The organism is Pseudomonas syringae group sp. J254-4, assembly GCF_032586855.1.
GTDB lineage: Bacteria > Pseudomonadota > Gammaproteobacteria > Pseudomonadales > Pseudomonadaceae > Aquipseudomonas > Aquipseudomonas amygdali.
This window is the reverse complement of sequence record NZ_JAWHOO010000010.1, coordinates 113,776-131,394: the sequence shown is the minus strand read 5'-3', so window position 1 is coordinate 131,394 and position 17,619 is coordinate 113,776. Positions and strand designations below refer to the sequence as shown.

Annotated in this window: 13 protein-coding genes and 1 tRNA gene; 9 read left to right on the top strand and 5 right to left on the bottom strand. The window is 58.9% G+C overall.

The genetic code is table 11. The features are described 5' to 3' along the window. Window positions 1-5: 5 nt before the first annotated feature. Window positions 6-93, bottom strand: a tRNA-Ser gene (locus RYB09_RS14300). Window positions 94-215: 122 nt separating this feature from the next. Between RYB09_RS14300 and RYB09_RS14295 the strand changes: the two genes are divergently transcribed. The 6 genes from RYB09_RS14295 (at window position 216) to RYB09_RS14270 (ending at window position 7,804) form a co-directional block, all read left to right on the top strand. Continuing rightward, entirely contained in the window at window positions 216-887 is a 672-nt protein-coding gene (locus RYB09_RS14295) for a Bax inhibitor-1/YccA family protein (RefSeq protein WP_002553978.1), read from the top strand. Window positions 888-1,370: 483 nt separating this feature from the next. Beyond that, window positions 1,371-2,801 (top strand): serralysin family metalloprotease, encoded by a 1,431-nt coding sequence (locus RYB09_RS14290; protein WP_058400408.1) that lies wholly within the window; start codon window positions 1,371-1,373, stop codon window positions 2,799-2,801. A gap of 56 nt (window positions 2,802-2,857) precedes the next feature. After that, the gene (locus RYB09_RS14285) at window positions 2,858-3,241 is read left to right on the top strand and encodes a protease inhibitor Inh/omp19 family protein (RefSeq protein WP_058407798.1); all 384 of its coding nucleotides are present in this window, start codon (window positions 2,858-2,860) and stop codon (window positions 3,239-3,241) included. An 81-nt stretch (window positions 3,242-3,322) separates the two neighbouring features. After that, window positions 3,323-5,119, top strand: coding sequence for a type I secretion system permease/ATPase (locus tag RYB09_RS14280; RefSeq protein WP_058407797.1), 1,797 nt, complete (start codon window positions 3,323-3,325; stop codon window positions 5,117-5,119). Further along, window positions 5,116-6,453: an HlyD family type I secretion periplasmic adaptor subunit gene (locus RYB09_RS14275; protein ID WP_316889015.1), complete on the top strand. Its 1,338-nt coding sequence runs from the start codon at window positions 5,116-5,118 to the stop codon at window positions 6,451-6,453. The genes RYB09_RS14280 and RYB09_RS14275 overlap by 4 nt, the downstream gene beginning before the upstream one ends. 1 nt (window position 6,454) lies before the next feature. Beyond that, entirely contained in the window at window positions 6,455-7,804 is a 1,350-nt protein-coding gene (locus RYB09_RS14270) for a TolC family outer membrane protein (RefSeq protein ID WP_058400410.1), read from the top strand. A gap of 10 nt (window positions 7,805-7,814) precedes the next feature. On the opposite strand, the gene solA is transcribed toward RYB09_RS14270, so the two are convergent. The 3 genes from solA to RYB09_RS14255 all read right to left on the bottom strand — a co-directional run bounded on the left by solA (window position 7,815) and on the right by RYB09_RS14255 (window position 12,174). After that, a complete protein-coding gene (solA, locus tag RYB09_RS14265; protein ID WP_316889013.1) occupies window positions 7,815-8,990 on the bottom strand; it encodes an N-methyl-L-tryptophan oxidase in 1,176 nt (391 codons plus the stop codon). 432 nt (window positions 8,991-9,422) lie between these two features. Then, entirely contained in the window at window positions 9,423-11,006 is a 1,584-nt protein-coding gene (locus tag RYB09_RS14260; protein WP_058400412.1) for an aldehyde dehydrogenase (NADP(+)), read from the bottom strand. Between the two features lie 271 nt (window positions 11,007-11,277). Then, window positions 11,278-12,174: a LysR family transcriptional regulator gene (locus tag RYB09_RS14255; RefSeq protein ID WP_316889011.1), complete on the bottom strand. Its 897-nt coding sequence runs from the start codon at window positions 12,172-12,174 to the stop codon at window positions 11,278-11,280. Between the two features lie 103 nt (window positions 12,175-12,277). Here RYB09_RS14255 and RYB09_RS14250 point away from each other — a divergent pair, with 103 nt between their 5' ends. The 3 genes from RYB09_RS14250 to RYB09_RS14240 all read left to right on the top strand — a co-directional run bounded on the left by RYB09_RS14250 (window position 12,278) and on the right by RYB09_RS14240 (window position 14,712). Next, a complete protein-coding gene (locus tag RYB09_RS14250; RefSeq protein ID WP_005780062.1) occupies window positions 12,278-12,817 on the top strand; it encodes a GNAT family N-acetyltransferase in 540 nt (179 codons plus the stop codon). A 5-nt stretch (window positions 12,818-12,822) separates the two neighbouring features. Beyond that, window positions 12,823-13,983, top strand: coding sequence for an MFS transporter (locus RYB09_RS14245; RefSeq protein WP_316889010.1), 1,161 nt, complete (start codon window positions 12,823-12,825; stop codon window positions 13,981-13,983). Window positions 13,984-14,067: 84 nt separating this feature from the next. Beyond that, window positions 14,068-14,712, top strand: a complete 645-nt coding sequence (locus RYB09_RS14240; RefSeq protein ID WP_058407792.1) for a TetR/AcrR family transcriptional regulator — start codon at window positions 14,068-14,070, stop codon at window positions 14,710-14,712. 38 nt (window positions 14,713-14,750) lie between these two features. Here the strand turns inward: RYB09_RS14240 and RYB09_RS14235 are convergent, their stop codons facing one another. Next, window positions 14,751-17,492: a beta-glucosidase gene (locus tag RYB09_RS14235; RefSeq protein WP_042931063.1), complete on the bottom strand. Its 2,742-nt coding sequence runs from the start codon at window positions 17,490-17,492 to the stop codon at window positions 14,751-14,753. Window positions 17,493-17,619 lie beyond the last annotated feature (127 nt).

Sequence of the window (17,619 nt, the reverse complement as noted above, 5' to 3'; positions counted from 1 at the left end):
AAATATGGCGGAGGCATAGAGATTCGAACTCTAGGACCTGTTACAGTCGGCAGTTTTCAAGACTGCTGCCTTAAACCACTCGGCCATACCTCCACTATCGTTGCGGGCGCCATAATACCGGAATGAAACAAGCTGTCAAACTCTGTGACTAGCCAGTTGCAGCGCCTCTGTTATGATCTTTGCAACTCAACATTTCAACAGGAAGGAGTTTCGCCATGCGCGAACAGGATTACAGCCTTAAAACCGGCATGCAGGCCGACCAGCTAGAGGTTAGTCGTGTCCTGCGCAACACTTACGGTCTTCTCGCTCTGACGCTGGCTTTCAGCGGTGTCATGGCATTTGTCGCTCAGCAGATGCGCGTCGGCTACCCGAACATTTTCGTGGTACTGATCGGCTTCTATGGTCTGTTTTTCCTGACCAACAAATTGCGTGATTCGGTCTGGGGTCTGGTTTCGACCTTCGCCTTGACAGGTTTCATGGGTTTCCTGCTAGGCCCTATCCTTAACCGTTATCTGGGCATGGCCGGTGGCGCCGAAGTGGTTAGCTCCGCTTTCGCGATGACCGCACTGGTTTTCGGCGGTCTGTCGGCTTACGTGTTGATCACCCGCAAGGACATGAGCTTCCTGGGTGGCTTCATCACTGCAGGCTTCTTCGTTCTGCTTGGTGCGGTAGTGGCCAGCATGTTCTTCCAGATCAGCGGTTTGCAACTGGCGATCAGCGCAGGCTTCGTGCTGTTCTCATCGGTCTGCATTCTGTTCCAGACCAGCGCGATCATTCAGGGTGGTGAACGCAACTACATCATGGCGACGGTCAGCCTGTATGTATCGATCTACAACCTGTTTATCAGCCTGCTGCAGATTTTCGGCATCATGAGCCGCGACGACTGATGACTTCGGCCTGACTACTCAGGCCGTTGCACTTCAAACAAAAGCCCCGATCTTTCGGGGCTTTTGCATTTCCGGGATTTGAGAAGTGTCAGGATCTCAGGTGATGGCGATATGCCCTTCCGGAAGCCTCGGAAGGGCAAGCCGGATTGGCCAGAGACTGTCGGTCCAGTCAAATTACGCATCGTAGGACACCTGACCGATCAGTCATCTTTATCAAGATTGTCCTCGTCTGCTCAAGCACTTATCAGCTTTTGATCATCACAAAAAATAATATCGGACGATTCCCCAAGGCCTGTAGGCACTTCCCCGTTTGGGCCAATTGACATCACTGAAGAGAGCTGGACACAAGATTTCTAAATGTGTCAGCTTTGTTACGCATCAAAGCGTTACGCAACAGCAACACAAGGCGAGTGACTGGACTCTCTCGCTACAGGGGGGAGTCCAGCCGCACCTAACCTGTTAATCAGCAAACAAGGAAGTGTCATGACGAAAGTCAAAGAAAATGCTGCAATTCAACTCTCTGCTGCTACCAGCACCTCTTTCGACCAGATCAATACGTTCGCTCACCAGTACGACCGTGGCGGTAACCTCACGATCAATGGCAAGCCTTCGTACTCGGTCGATCAGGCCGCCGATTACATCCTTCGCGACGACGCTGCGTGGACTGATCGCGATGGGAACGGCACCATCAACCTCACGTACACCTTCCTGACCGCCAAACCTGCCGGGTTCGACAATTCGCTGGGGACTTTCAGTGCGTTCAACGCACAGCAGAAAGCACAGGCCGTATTGTCGATGCAATCCTGGGCAGACGTTGCCAAAGTCAGCTTTACCCAGGCGGCTTCCGGCGGCGACGGGCACATGACCTTTGGCAACTACAGTAACGGCAGTGCTGGCGGAGCGGCTTTTGCCTATCTGCCCAGCGGCAACAGCCGTACCGACGGTCAGTCCTGGTACCTTGTCGATAACAGCTACAAGGTCAACACCACCCCGGACAATGGCAATTACGGTCGTCAGACCCTGACCCATGAAATTGGCCACACCCTGGGCCTGTCTCACCCTGGCGACTACAACGCTGGCGAAGGCAACCCGACCTACAAGGATGCCAGCTACGCAGAAGACACGCGTGGCTACAGCGTCATGAGTTACTGGAGTGAGTCCAACACCGACCAGAACTTCGTCAAGGGCGGCGTTGCGGCGTACTCCTCGGCACCGTTGCTGGACGATATTGCGGCTGTTCAACAGCTCTATGGCGCGAATATGAGCACCCGTGCCGGCGATACGGTCTACGGTTTCAACTCCACCGCCGGGCGTGATTTCTACAGCGCCACTTCTGCCTCCTCCAAGGTGGTGTTCTCGGTGTGGGACGGCGGGGGCAAGGATACCCTCGACTTCTCGGGTTTCACCCAGAACCAGAAGATCAACCTCAATGCGGCCTCGTTCTCGGACGTGGGTGGCATGGTGGGTAACGTTTCAATTGCCAAAGGCGTGGTGGTTGAAAACGCGGTGGGCGGTTCGGGCAACGACCTGTTGATCGGCAATGCCGCTGCCAACGACCTCAAAGGTGGTGCCGGCAACGACATCATCTACGGCGGTGGCGGTGCCGACAGCCTGACCGGTGGTGCTGGTGCAGACATTTTTGTGTTTGGTGCCAGTTCCGATTCGAACCGTGCAGCGCAGGATACGATTCGTGACTTTGTCAGCGGTCAGGACAAAATCGATGTATCGGCCATTTCCACGCTGAGCGCGCTGCAGTTCGTCAACGCGTTCAGCGGCCATGTCGGCGAAGCGATCCTCAGCTACAACCAGAGCAGCAATCTGGGTAGCCTGGCGATCGACTTCACAGGTCAGGGTGTGGGGGACTTCCTCGTGGGCACTGTTGGTCAAGCGTTGGCTACTGATATCGTGGTTTAATCTGTAACAATCATGGACGACCCTGCTGTCGTCCATGATCTGGAAAGTACCCCATCATGAAGATCAATCACGTTGTTCGAATCGTGCCAGTGGCTGTTGCGCTGCTGGTGGGTATTTCTGGAGCAAGTATGGCCATGAGTTTGAAACTGCCCGACCCAGCTGAACTCAGCGGCAAGTGGCGACTTTCGCTTCAGGGAAACACGGACGAAGCCTGTGAGCTGCACCTCAACACGGATGTACCGAAACTGACGGGCGATCTCGCCTGTGCAGTAAAGTGGTTGCACGAAGCACCCACTGGCTGGTTTCCGACTCCGGATGGCCTGGCATTCACCGACAAGGAAGGCAATCGCCTGATTCACCTCAATAACATGGGTGAGCAGATCTATCAGGCGCGTCTGCCCGGCGGTGAAGTGCTGGTACTTGGACGGCTCGCCGATTAAGCGTTTCATGGACCTGCGCGAGTTGTTTGTTAAAACCCAGGGATGTCACTCCGTCACCAGCAAGACCATCAAGGAACAACCATGAGTGCGTTGCCCCAAAGCGCCCGGCCGCCGCTTTATAAAGCGCTGGCTGACTACAAGAGCGCGTTGATTGGTGTCGGTTGTTTTACCGCGCTGATCAACGTGTTGATGCTCGCCCCATCGATTTACATGTTGCAAGTCTATGACCGTGTACTGACGTCGCAGAACCAGACTACCCTGGCCATGCTGACGCTGATGGTGGTCGGGTTCTTTGCGTTTATCGGCCTGCTGGAGATGGTCCGCAGCTTTGTGGTGATCCGCATCGGCAGCGAGCTGGAGAGGCGTTTCAATCTGCGCGTCTATCAGGCCGCGTTCGAGAGCAACCTGCACGCTGGACAGCGTCAGGCTGGACAGGCGCTGGGTGACCTGACCTTTATCCGCCAGTTCCTCACCGGGCCGGCGTTGTTCGCGTTCTTCGACGCCCCGTGGTTTCCCATCTACCTGGCGGTGATCTTCCTTTTCGACCCTTGGCTTGGCGTGCTGGCCAGCGTGGGGACGGTGTTGCTGGTCGGACTGGCCTGCCTCAACGAATGGCTGACCCGCAAACCGTTGGCCGAGGCCAGCGGGTACTCGCAGCAGTCTGCGCAATTGGCGACCCGACACCTGCAACAGGCCGAGGCGATCCAGGCGATGGGCATGCTCGAAGTGTTGCGGCGTCGCTGGTTCCATGTGCATGGGCGCTTTCTGGCCTTGCAAAACCGTGCCAGTGACACTGGAGCGGTGATCAGTTCGATCAGCAAGGCCCTGCGCCTTTGCCTGCAGTCGCTGGTGCTGGGCCTGGGCGCACTGCTGGTGATAAACGGAGAAATGACCGCAGGCATGATGATCGCCGGTTCGATCCTCATGGGAAGGGTCCTCAGCCCCATCGATCAACTGATCGCAGTCTGGAAGCAATGGAGTTCTGCACGCCTGGCTTACGGGCGTCTGGACCAGTTACTCAAGACCTACGCCGAGCCCGCGCCGCGCATGCCACTGCCAGCACCGCGCGGTCAGATCAGCGCGGAACAGGTCAGCGCTGCGCCTCCGGGAAAAACGTCGCCGACGATTCAGCAAGTGAGCTTTCAACTGCAAGCTGGTGAAGTGCTCGGTGTACTGGGAGCATCCGGTTCCGGCAAATCGACCCTGGCACGCGTGCTGGTCGGTGTCTGGCCGGTGCTGGGTGGAACGGTACGTCTGGACGGGGCCGACATGCATCGCTGGGACCGCGAGGCGCTGGGCCCCTATATCGGTTATCTGCCGCAGGACATCGAGCTGTTCGGTGGCACCGTGGCAGAAAACATCGCGCGTTTTAGCGAGGGCGACGCGAGCGCCGTGGTTGCTGCTGCGCAACTGGCGGGCGTACACGAATTGATTCTGCGCCTGCCGCAGGGCTACGACACGCGGCTGGGCGACGATGGCGCTGGCTTGTCAGGCGGTCAGAAACAGCGCGTCGCGTTGGCCCGAGCATTGTATGGCGATCCGCGACTGGTGGTGCTTGATGAGCCCAATTCCAATCTGGACGCCGCAGGCGAAGCGGCCTTGACCCAGGCGATTGCTGAACTCAAGACCCGCGGCTGTACCGTCGTGCTCGTCACCCACCGTACGCAGTCGTTGAACCAGACCGATCGTCTGCTTGTGCTGAGCGAAGGTCGCATGCAGGCATTCGGCACCACGGCTCAGGTGTTGCAGGCTTTGTCCGGGCAGGCATCGTCCGCGCAAGCACCGCAAGCGCACCCTCAATCGCAATCTCGCCCTGCACCTGCTGGGCTTTCCATGAGCCGTCAGTACGGCACGCAGAACAGGCAGTCCGACGTATGAGCAGCCCTATCGACACTCATTACACCGTGCCGGGCAAGGAGCGCGGCGTGCAGTTCTTCGTTCGCGCAGGCTGGATTCTCATGCTGGCAGGGGCGGGCAGTTTCTTTCTATGGGCGAGTCTTGCCCCGCTGGATCAGGGCATTGCCGTGCAGGGCACCGTTGTGGTGTCGGGCAAGCGCAAGGCCGTGCAGTCGCTGGATGGTGGCGTGGTGAGCAAGATTCTCGTCAGCGAAGGCCAGTCCGTGAAGGAGGGCGAGCCGCTGTTTCGCCTTGATCAGACTCAGGTCGAGGCCGACGTGCAATCGCTGCGTGCCCAGTATCGAATGGCCTGGGCCAGCCTGGCTCGCTGGCAGAGCGAGCGTGACAACCTGGATGAGGTGCACTTTCCCGCAGAACTGATCGCCGCCGGGCAGGGGCAGAACCCCGACCCGCATCTGGCACTGGTGCTTGAGGGCCAGCGGCAACTGTTCAGCAGCCGGCGACAGGCGCTGGCTCGAGAACAGTCCGGTTTGCAGGCGAGCATCGAGGGTGCCGGTCTGCAGCTCGCCGGCATGCGCCGTGCCCGCTCGGACCTGCTGGCTCAGGCTGACTCGCTACGCAAGCAACTGAGTAATCTGGAGCCCTTGGCGCAGAACGGTTTTATTCCGGGCAACCGTCTGCTGGAGTTTCAACGCCAGCTTTCTCAAGTGCAGCAGAGCCTGGCGCAGAACGCAGGCGAAACCGGGCGGATAGAGCAGGGGATCGTCGAGTCGCGGTTGCGTCTTCAGCAGCAGCGCGAGGAGTATCAGAAAGAAGTGCGCAGCCAGTGGGCCGATGCCCAGGTCAAGGCGCTTACCCTTGAGCAACAACTGGCTTCGGCAGGTTTCAGTCTGCAGCACAGTGCAATTCTTGCCCCTGCTGATGGCATCGCCGTCAACCTGGGCGTGCACACCGATGGCGCAGTGGTGCGTGCCGGTGAAACCCTGCTGGAAATCGTACCGCAGGGCACACGGCTTGAAGTCGAAGGGCGGCTGCCGGTGCAGTTGATCGACAAGGTAGCCAGCCATTTGCCGGTCGATATCCTCTTCACTGCGTTCAATCAAAGTCGCACGCCGCGGGTTTCCGGTGAGGTAAACCTGATTTCCGCCGATCAGATGCAGGATGAGAAAACCGGCCAGCCCTATTACGTGCTGCGCACTTCGGTGGGCGATGCGGCACTGGAAAAACTCAACGGGCTGGTGATCAAGCCGGGCATGCCCGCTGAAATGTTTGTGCGCACGGGCGAACGCTCGCTGCTCAATTATCTGTTCAAACCTTTGCTGGACCGTGCCGGCTCCGCGTTGACGGAGGAATAGGATGTCTCGTCATCCCCTGAAAGCCGCTTTGCTGACGGCCATCCTGCTGGGCACTGCTTCATTGAGTCATGCGATGGGCCCGTTTCAGGTCTATGAGCTGGCGCTTCGCAACGACCCGACTTACCTGGGCGCGCTCAAGGAGCGCGATGCGGGCCTGGAAAATAAGGTAATCGGTCGTGCAGGCTTGTTGCCGCGAGTTTCGTACAGCTACAACAAAGGGCGTAACGACTCCAAGGCCACCCTTAAAGGCGGCCGTGAAGACACCACGGACCATCGCCATTACAACAGCTTTGGTTCAAGCCTGACGATTCAGCAGCCGCTGATCGATTACGAAGCCTATGCCAATTACCGCAAAGGCCTGGCCCAGGCGTTGTTTGCCGACGAGACCTTTCGCAGCAAGAGTCAGGAATTGCTGGTGCGGGTTCTGACCCTCTACACCCAGGCGCTGTTTGCGCAGGACCAGATCAATATAGCCCGCGCCAAACAGCAGGCGTTCGAACGCCAGTTTGCCCAGAACCGGCAAATGTTCCAGCAAGGCGAAGGTACCCGCACCGACATTCTTGAAGCGGAATCGCGCAACGAGCTGGCGATTGCCGAGCAGATAGAGGCCAGCGACGAGCAGGATGCGGCCTTGCGCGAGCTGGCCGCGTTGCTGGGCGAGCCGAGTATCGATGTTGCGCAGCTGGAGCCGTTGAGGGACAGCTTTCAGGCGCTGGTGCTGGCACCTTCCAGCTTTACCGAGTGGCATGCGCTGGCCATGGCCAACAGTCCGATCCTGGCCTCGCAACGTCAGTCGCTGGAAGTGGCGCGATACGAGGTGGAGCGCAACCGCGCAGGGCATCTGCCGACGGTGAATGCCTATGCGAGTATCCGCCAGAACGAATCGGACAGCGGCAACACCTACAATCAGCGTTACGACACCAACACGATAGGTATCGAGCTCAGTCTGCCGCTGTACGCCGGAGGCGGCACCAGCGCCTCGGTGCGTCAGGCCAACAGCAAGCGCGAGCAGGCTGAATACGAGCTGGAGGGCAAGACCCGCGAAACCCTGATCGAGCTGCGTCGCCAGTTCAACGCCTGTGCGTCAGGGGTGAGCAAGTTGCGCGCTTATCAGAAAGCACTGGTCTCGGCGCAGGCACTGGTCGAGTCGACACGTCAGAGCATTCTCGGTGGCGAGCGCATCAGCCTGGACGCACTCAACGCCGAACAGCAGCTTTACAGCACCCGTCGCGATCTGGCGAAAGCCCGTTACGATTACTTGATGGCCTGGATCAAACTGCATTACTACGCCGGTACCTTGCGCGACACCGATCTGGCACGCATTGACGAGGCCTTCGTTGTGGCGCGCTGAGTATCGTTGGTCAGTTCTGCGCGGTGAAACGCGCCAGCGAGAAGGCTGAAAGGTCTACATCGCTGGTGCCGTGAATACAGCGTTGCGCAAGGGCCAGCCCGAGCCCGGCTGAGTGTTTGAAGCCGTGACCGGAGCAGGCCGAAACCACTGTCACGTTCTTCAGATGGGGGTGTTCATCGATGATGAAGTGGCAGTCCGGCGTGACGGTGTAGGCGCAGACCGAAGACTTGACCACGTTCGACGTCAGTCCCGCAATCTTGCCCTGCACCTGGGTCTGGAACATTTCCTGCTCCTCCCTTGCCGTAACAGTGCGATCCAGCTGGTCGGCAGCGGATGCTTCAATGTATTGCTCGGTGGCGACCTTCATACTGTTTTCACCGGGCAGGGGCGGGAAGCCATAGTTGACGTCATCCTCTCCGGGCCCGTGAGTCAGAATGAAGCTCGGCGAAACAGGTGCAAAAGCGGCATTCTCCTGCAACTCGAACCAGAACAGCTTTTGCCGACACACCCGCAGCAGATCGCGGAACGGAGCGCCGAGCAATTCGGCTGACCACATGCCTGCACTGACCACGACCTTGTCAGCTATGATCGAGCCCTTGTCGGTGGTAATGCGCACCTGATCACCCTGCGCCTGTAAGTGCGTGACCGTCTCATGGGTCAGCAACCTTGCGCCGTGTTGCCTCGCCAGCCGCAGCTGTACCGCGATGCAGCGCTCCGGGCGGACAAATCCGCCTTCGGGTTCAAAGTAGCCAATGGCGGTATCCCGAACAGGGGTGAATTGGGGAAAGCGCTCGCGAATGGCCGCCGCCGACAATACTTCGTGCTTCACGCCATAGGTGCGGGCCAAAGCGATGGTCTGGTGGGTGAAGTCTTTACTGTCTTCAGGATCGTACGCAGGGCTGGAGGTCATCACCAGCACTCCGCACTGCTCAAACAGTGACTCGCCGCTCAGCGCCTCGAGTTCGCGCCAGATGCTGTGCGAACTGCGTACCAGCGGCAGGTACTGCGGGCCTTCACCAACCGACAGCCGTGTGATGCGCGTATCGCCGTGGCTGGAGCCCTGCGTGTGCGGAGGCGCGTAGCGATCGACGCCAATCACATCGACCCCGGCCTTCGCCAGTTGATAGACAGTGGCTGCACCCATGGCACCCAGACCGAGCACGGCCACTTTACAACGCTGCTGCATAATCGGAATGCCTCGATAAATCTCTTATTTCACGCCGGACAGCCTGCCGAATCAACCGCCAAACGTGCATAAGGTTATGTCGCGAAGCCTCAATGGCCATTATCGGTGCCATCACCTCTGAGGATGTGGGCAACCTGCAAAAATTTACGCTTGCGCTGCTCAGGGTTTTTAAGGTCCGAAATTGATGAAAAGTTGTCCACGGAAATCGTGGGTATGTCTGTGGGTAACTTTTTGAAACCCTTGTTACACGTGGCTTACAGCTGTGTGGTTATTTTATGAACAGCTCATGTTTTGCACTTCCATGGTGCTGCCACCAGGCTGGAAAACAGGTCCGCTATAAGCGATTTAAAGCACAAAAAAGAAATATTTTTCAAAAAAAAGCGCGACCCTCATCAGGTCGCGCTGCTTTGTTTACGAGTCAAGCGATGGTCGTTACACGAGAGGCTGATCGCTCCATTCACCGTTGACCAAGCGACGCAGACCCAGCGGGTTGGCATTCTGCAATGCAGGCGGCAACTGGCTGTCGGCCAGGTTCTGATAGCAGACCGGGCGCAGGAAACGGTCGATGGCCAGAGTGCCAACCGACGTGCCACGTGCATCCGAGGTTGCCGGGTACGGGCCGCCATGCACCATGGCTTCACAGACCTCAACACCGGTCGGGTAGCCGTTGAACAGAATACGGCCGACTTTCTCTTCCAGTATCGGTTGCAGCCAATTGTATTGGCTCAGGTCTGCAGGTTCGCCGATCACAGTCGCGGTCAACTGGCCACGCAAGGCTTGCAGCGCGTCTTTCAACTGCGCATCGTCAGCGACCTCGATTATCAGCGTGGTCGGGCCGAAAACTTCTTCCTGCAACAACTGGTCGCCGTTCAGCAGCAGACTGACGTCAGCCTTGAACAACTGAGCCTGCGCCTGCTTGCCTTCCTGCGGCTTGCCAGCCAGATGCGTCACGCCCGGATGCGACAGCAAATGCTCGACGCCTTTGCTGTAGCTGCGCAGACCACCCGCGTTGAGCATTGTCTGCGGCGCCTGACTGCCCATCTGTTCGGTCAGTTGCTCGACGAACTTGGAAAACGCCGGGGAGCGCAGGCCGATGACCACACCGGGGTTGGTGCAGAACTGACCGGCACCCATCACCACCGAACCGGCAAGCTCTTTGGCCACGGTTTCGCCGCGTGCCTGCAGGGCACCTGGCAGCAACACTACCGGGTTGATGCTGGACATCTCGGCAAACACCGGAATCGGCTGTGGACGCTCGGCGGCCATTTTGCAAAGAGCGTTGCCGCCGTTCAGCGAGCCGGTGAAACCAACGGCCTGGATAGCCGGGTGTTTGACCAGACCTTCACCAACGCCGTTGCCGAAGATCATGTTGAATACGCCTTTCGGCATTTGAGTGCGTTCTGCGGCGCGGATGATAGCGCTGGCCACCAGATCGGCAGTCGCCATGTGGCCACTGTGCGCCTTGAACACCACCGGGCAACCGGCAGCCAGTGCCGCAGCGGTGTCACCGCCAGCAGTGGAAAACGCCAGCGGGAAGTTGCTCGCGCCGAACACGGCAACCGGGCCCACGCCGATGCGATACTGGCGCAGGTCGACGCGTGGCAGCGGCTTGCGGTCCGGCAGGGCCAGGTCAATGCGTGCACCGACGAAATCACCGCGACGCAGAACCTTGGCAAACAGGCGCATCTGGCCGCTGGTACGACCGCGTTCACCCTGAATACGTGCCTGGGGCAGGGCGGTTTCCTGGCAGACAATGGCGACGAAATCATCACCCAGTTGATCCAGTTCATCGGCAATGGCGTCAAGGAAATCGGCGCGGCGGGCCGGGCTCAGTTGACGGAATTCTGGAAAGGCAGCCTTGGCGGCGAGGGCGGCAGCGTCGATTTCACCGTCGGTAGCCTGATGAAAGCTGTAAGGCAGTTCTTCGCCTGTTGTGGCATCCAGACTTTTTTGCAGGCTTTGACCCAGAGCGCTGCGGCCGCCAGCGATGAAGTTCTGGCCGAGAATGTTAGGCATCGGTATCTCCTGTTGTTTTGAGGTTGGAGGTCGGTATGGAAGGTATCCGGACCGGCGCTCCTTATGGGTTGCCGAGTTGCTTTACAGATTGTCAGTGATGTGGCGTGTAAAAGCAGGCCAGCAATCATTTTTCTAAAACCAGTGGGCAGTCATCGTACAACTTGATTCGCTGCTGATGCAACTGTCGCCCTGATTTGTCAGGTCAAGCGTTGCTGCTCTTTATAGTGCATGGGCGCAATCAGGCTTCTATCGTGGCGCGCCTTTGTGACTTTTAAGGGGGGGTGGCGTTGAGTTTGTGCAGCGCATCCAGCACCTGGCGCAATGCCTTGCTGACCGGTTTGTCCTGGCGCAACGCAATTCCCAGTGTGCGGCTCAACCCTGGCACCAGCGGCAGCACCTGCAAGCCGCGGCGATGATGGGCCGCAGCAACCGCCATGCGCGGAACGATGCTGTAGCCCAGGCCCGCCGCGACCATTTCCTTGATGGCCTCGATGCTGCCCAGTTCCATGACCGGCTTGACCCGGATTCCGGCCTGCAGGAACCATTCATTGATCAGCAGCCGGGTACTGCTGCCTGCTTCGAAGACCACCAGCGGTAGTTCGCAGAGGTGCTCCGGGGTCATTTCAGCGGCAATCGGCTGCTGGCTGCTGGCGAAGATCGCCACGAACTCATCCTCAAGCAGCGGGGTGATATGCAGGCTACGCCCCGAGGCGGGCAGCGTCACCAGCGCGAGGTCCAGACGGTTTTCCTCCACCGCCTTGAGAATGCCGTCCGTGTTGCCAGTGCTGACCCGCACATCCAGTTGTGCAAAGCGGCGGCGCAAGGCCTGCAGCATGGGCGGCAGCAGATGAATGCAGGCGGTCGCGCCAGTGCCGATCGCAACCTGCCCGGCAACGCCGCTGGCGTGACTGGACAACTCCAGCAGGGCGTCCTCGACCACCGCATCAATGCGCGCAATATGCTCCAGCAGCGTAGTGCCTGCCGAGGTGGGCTTGAGCCGCTTGCCTACGCGCTCGATCAATTTCAGGTTCAACTGGTGTTCCAGCTGCCGAACTTGCAGGCTTACCGCGGGCTGGGTCAGGTGCAGTCGCTCGGCCGCTGCGGAGAAGCTGCCGTGCGCTATGACCAGCGAGAAGGTGTGCAAGTGATTCAGGTTGAGTCGGCGCATGGCAAAGTATTTCTTATGCTGTGAATGATAAAACATAGCTTTTTTAACGGTGTGGTGAGCGGCATGATTGCACTCATCCAACGACATTTGCCCAGAGCCCGATATGACCCCGACCTTTATCCTGCGTGATGCGTGTGATCAAGACATGCCTGCCGTACAGGCGATCTACGCCGATCATGTGCTGCATGGCATTTCCAGTTTCGAACTCGATCCGCCGAGTGTCGCCGAGCTGTTGCAGCGCCGTGCGCAGGTGCTCGTCAACGGCCTGCCATATCTGGTGGCCGAGCTCGCCGGGGAGGTGGTCGGCTATGGCTACGCCACACCCTATCGTCCGCGTCCTGCCTACCGCTTTACCGTAGAAGACTCGGTTTATATACGGGACGGTATGGGCGGGCGGGGGATCGGTCTGGCATTGCTTGGCGAGCTGGTACAGCGCTGCGAGCAGGGCGGCTGGCGGCAGATGGTCGCGGTGATCGGCAATAGCGAGAATATCGCGTCGCTGCGTCTGCACGAGCGCCTGGGTTTTCGCCGTGTCGGGGTATTCGAGTCAGTCGGCTTCAAGCACGGTCGCTGGGTGGACACCGTGCTGATGCAGCGCATGCTCGGCGACGGCTCGGGCAGTGCACCTTCCGAGCGGGCCTGACTGACGTGGACCGCGCTGATCTGTCCAGGCTGGCGGTAGTCAAACTGGGGCTCGCGCAACTGATCACTTGGGGGGTGACGTTTTATCTGCCGGGGGCTTTCGGCAATGCGATTGCCGATGATCTGGGCTGGAGCGGCCAGCAGGTTTTTTCCGGACTGTCAGTCGCGCTGCTGGTCATGGGCCTGGTTTCAATCTTCAGTGCGCGTTTGCTCCAGCGTCTCGGTGCACGGCAGGTGTTGCAATATGGGGCCGGGCTCAACGCGCTTGGCTGCTGCGTGCTGGCTGTGTGCAATACCCCGCAGTTGTGGTTTCTTGGCTGGGCAGTGCTGGGCGTCGGCATGCGTTTGTCACTTTACGATGCGCTGTTTGCTGCCCTGGCAGCGCTGTTCGGTGCACGCTCGCGGGCGCTGATGGTGCAGATTACCTTGTTGGGCGGGCTGGCCTCGGCGGTATTCTGGCCGCTGGGCCACGGCTTGTTGAATGCGTTGGGCTGGCGTAGTGCTGTTGCGGTCTACGGCTGCCTGGCATTGCTCAGCGGGTTATTGGTCAGCGGCCTGCCGGACTCCCGGTTGCCGGTCTTGAACGCCGTGCCGGCCGTGCCTGCGCCCGCTGACACCACGCCCTGGATACCTCAGCTCGGCTACGCCCTGAGCATGTCCCTGATCGCGTTCCTGTCAGCCGGTCTGTCTGCCCATTTACCCGCGTTGCTGGCTGGTTTGGGTGTGCCGGTCGTGCTGGCAGCGCTGTGGGGCATCGGTCAGACCTGCGCGCGTCTGGCGCAGGCTTTGCTGGCGCAGTCGATGCCTGCACTGCGCCTGAATGTCAGGGTCGCTGGGGGAATGGTGCTGTGCTTTACCCTGGCGCTGCTCAGCCAGGGCCATACCCTGCTGGCTTGCATGTTCCTGTTCGGTTATGGCGCGATGAACGGGCTGGCCACATTGCTGAGGGCGAATCTACCCTTTGAGCTGTTTGCACATTCGCATTACGTACACCTGCAGGGCCGATTACTGGCTCCTGCCTTTCTGCTGTCAGCTGGCGCTCCGTGGTTTTTTGCGTGGGTGCGTGAAGGGCAGGGCGACAGCGGCCTGCTGTGGTTGTCGTTGGCGATCAGCCTGGTGTTGATTGCAGTGGCAATTGTGTTGAATCTGAATGACCGCGCAAAATGAAATTGTCCAACAATCCGCTTCAATAGCGTTGCCAGTAGTCGCCTGAATGGTTAGGGTACGCGGCTGTTCAAGAAGGAGCCTGATATGACTCTGCATGACCCCACGGAAACGGGCACGGCAGTCACCCGACACAGGCGCGCGCCAAAGGGTGAAAAACGCCGCAAAGAGCTGCTTGATGCGGCCTTGCAAGTGTTTTCCCTTGAGGGCTATACCGGCGCTTCGGTGGCTAAGGTAGCGGCCATCGTCGGTATTTCCGTCGCCGGGCTGCTGCACCATTTTCCCAGCAAGATCTCGCTATTGATGGGCGTGCTGGACCGACGCGATGAGGTCAATAGCCGCATTGCTGCCGAGGTGCGCACCGACAACACGTTGACCGGCCTGCTCGGCGGCCTGCGCGCTATCAACCGTTCCAACGCCACGGCGCCCGGCGTGGTGCGTGCCTTTTCGATTCTCAATGCGGAAAGTCTGCTGGAAAACCAGCCTGCCTTTGAATGGTTCCAGACGCGCTACGAGCGTATTCACGCGAACTTGATGGGACAGTTTGCAGGTTTGGTGGAGCGCGGGGAAGTGCGTGCGGATGTGGATCTGGACAAGATCATCCGGCAGATTCTGGCGATGATGGATGGCTTGCAGATTCAGTGGTTACGCTTTCCCGATCAGGTGGACCTGGTCGAGTGTTTCGATACCTACATTGCGCAGGTCGATGCAGCGGTAAGGGCTCGTCCCTGAGCCTTTATTTGTCCGTTTACCCTTCAGTCAGCTAACGCTTACTCGACGGTCTGCTTGAATACACCACCGGTCTTGACCGGTGGTTTCTCGACCAGAACCGAGTTCAGAGCGGAGCGTGGCAGCGGGTTGCTGGTGGTGGTCGACAGTTCCTGACGGAACGAGTTGACCAGCTTGGCGTTCAGGCGGATGTCCTGCGACGACGAACCGAGCGAGATGTTGAAGGTGTCGGCATCGACCACCCACTGCTTGCTCTTCTCGTCAAAGTAGGCCAGCGAGCGGTCATTCAACTCGATGGTCACACGCTTGCTTTCACCCGGCTTGAGGAACACCTTCTTGTAGCCTTTGAGTTCCTTGATCGGACGCTCGACTTTCGGGTTCTGCTGGCCAACGTACAGCTGAGCGACTTCCGAACCACCGACCTTGCCGGTGTTGCTCAGGTCGAAGGACACCTTGATCGGCGTATTGCCGACCGCGACACCTGGCGTGACCTTGATGTTGCTGTAGCCGAACGTGGTGTACGACAGACCGTAGCCGAACGGGTAGAGCGGCTTGATGCCTTTCTTCTCGTATCCGCGATAACCCAGCAGCAGGTCATCCTTGTAATCCATTTCGGTCAGAGTGTTCTGATTATCGAATTTCGGGAAGGAAGCGTAAGCCGGGTTGTCTTCGATGTTGCGTTCGATACTGATCGGCAACTTGCCCGACGGGTTGACCTTGCCGAACAGGATCTCGGCCAGGGCCTGACCACCGTTCTGACCTGGGTAGAAAGCGTGCAGCGCTGCTGGAACCTGTTCGATCCAGTCGCTCATCTTCAGACCCGTACCGCCATACATGGTCACCACGGTATTGGGGTTGACCTTGGCGATGTTCTGGATCAGCTCGTTCTGGAACTCAGGCAGATCGAAGCTGTGGTCGAAACCTTCACCTTCGTATTCGTTGCTGTTACCCACGGCAACCACGACGGCGTCATAACCGGACAGGTCCTGAGGAGCGTTCAGCGAAGCGGAGCTCAACTGCACACCTACCAGGCCGCCCATGGTCGACAGGTAGCCGGCACGACGCGAGTACTCGAGCTTCACGTCGTAAGACTTGCCTGCTTCCAGATTGATCTTGGCGAACTCTGGAATGGTTGGCGGAATGCTGTTGCCCGGAAGCGGCTTGCCGTCACCGTTGTCGATGATTTTCTTGCCGTTGACCCACAGACGCACGGCGCCGTCGGCACGCACCTTGAACACCTGCTCGCCGCTCTGGGTCGGGGTGACCTTGCCGGTGTAGCGAATCGATGTCGACGATGTATCGCCGTTCAGTTCGCCAGCAGTCGAACCTTTGCTGGTGTACGGATCGGACGTCGACGTGTTGCTTTCGAACGGCAGGTTTTTGTCGTTGGCCCAGTCCAGGTCAACATGCTTCTCGGTGCGGGTGACCGCTGCATCACCAGACCAGTTGGTGTTGCTGAAGTACTCGACCTTCATGCCCTGAACTTCATTGCCCGTTGCGTCGGTGGTGGTCCAGGCACTGGTGCTTGGGTCCAGCGACAGGCCTTCGATGAAGTCGACCTTGGCGTTAGGCGCGATTTGTTGCAGGCCGCTCAATTCGCTGACGTAATGGCTGGCCATAACGTTGGCGCTGCCGAAACCGGTCGGTGGCGAGTACTTGGCCAGGGTGCCGACTACGGCGATTTTCTTGACTTTCTGCTTGTCCAGCGGCAGCAGATTGTCCTGGTTTTTCAGCAGGACGATACCTTCACGCGCAGCGTTCAGAGCAACCTTGTTGCTGGTCGAGCTGTTCATGTTGTGCGTGGTCAGCGGCGTCTTGCTGTCGAACTTGTACAGGTAGATCTGCTTGAGGATGCGGCGGACCTTGTCGTCGATGGTCGCAGCGCTCAGGTCGCCGGCGTCCAGATGCGGCTTCAGCACGGAGCTGTTCATCTGGTAGCCCATCATGTCCAGATCGGTACCGGCGCGGGCAGCGTTAAAACCGTGAACGACAGCGTTGTAGTCGCTCTGTACGAAGCCTTTGAAGCCCCATTCCTTCTTCAGGATCTGGGCGATCAGGTGGTCGCTTTCGCAGGCGAAATCACCGTTCACCTTCTGGAAGGCACACATCATCATCGCCACATTGCCGTTTTTCGACGACGATTCGAACGCAGGCAGCGACATTTCGCGCAGAACGCGCTCTGGCATTGTCTGGTTCAGATTGAAGCGGTTGCTTTCCTGATCGTTGGCCGCGTAGTGCTTGGCGTTGGCCCATACACCACGAGACTGGATACCGTTGATGACGCCTGGTGCCAGGCTGGCGCCGAGGAACGGGTCTTCACCGGAGAGGTATTCGAACGCACGGCCGCCGTACGGCATGCGATACAAATTGACGCCGGGACCAGTGATGAACTGGTAGCCGCCGACGGCAGTGTCATAACCCAGCGCGCGGCCGAGGTCGATGGCACGACGTGGGTTGAAGGTGGCGGCCAGGTTAGGACCGGACGGGTAAACAACACCCTGATCGTTGCCTTCGCTGGTGTAGCGCACGCCGACACCGCCGTCAGCGCCGTGGATCTGCGGAATGCCGTAGTTGGTCAGCGGCTTGACGTCCCAGCCGCCGGTGCCGCCGATGTAGGCCAGCTTTTCTTCCATGGTCATTTTGGCCAGGGTTTTCTGTGCGGCTTTTTCGGCGCGATCTTCACGCCCTTGTTGCACGGTAGGGTCAGCGGCGTGCACCTGGGATACTGCCAATGCCAGCAAGGCCAGCGCCGAGTGCGCGCCTATCATCTTTCGCTTGTTCATATTGCTCTCCAACTGCGTTTCAAATAACTGTCTGCCTGCGCACGTGCGCAGGATCACTGCGTTCTTATTTACCGCTTTCCGCCAACTTTTTCTTTCGGCAACAGTTTCCCGTCGTCGCGTTTATTCC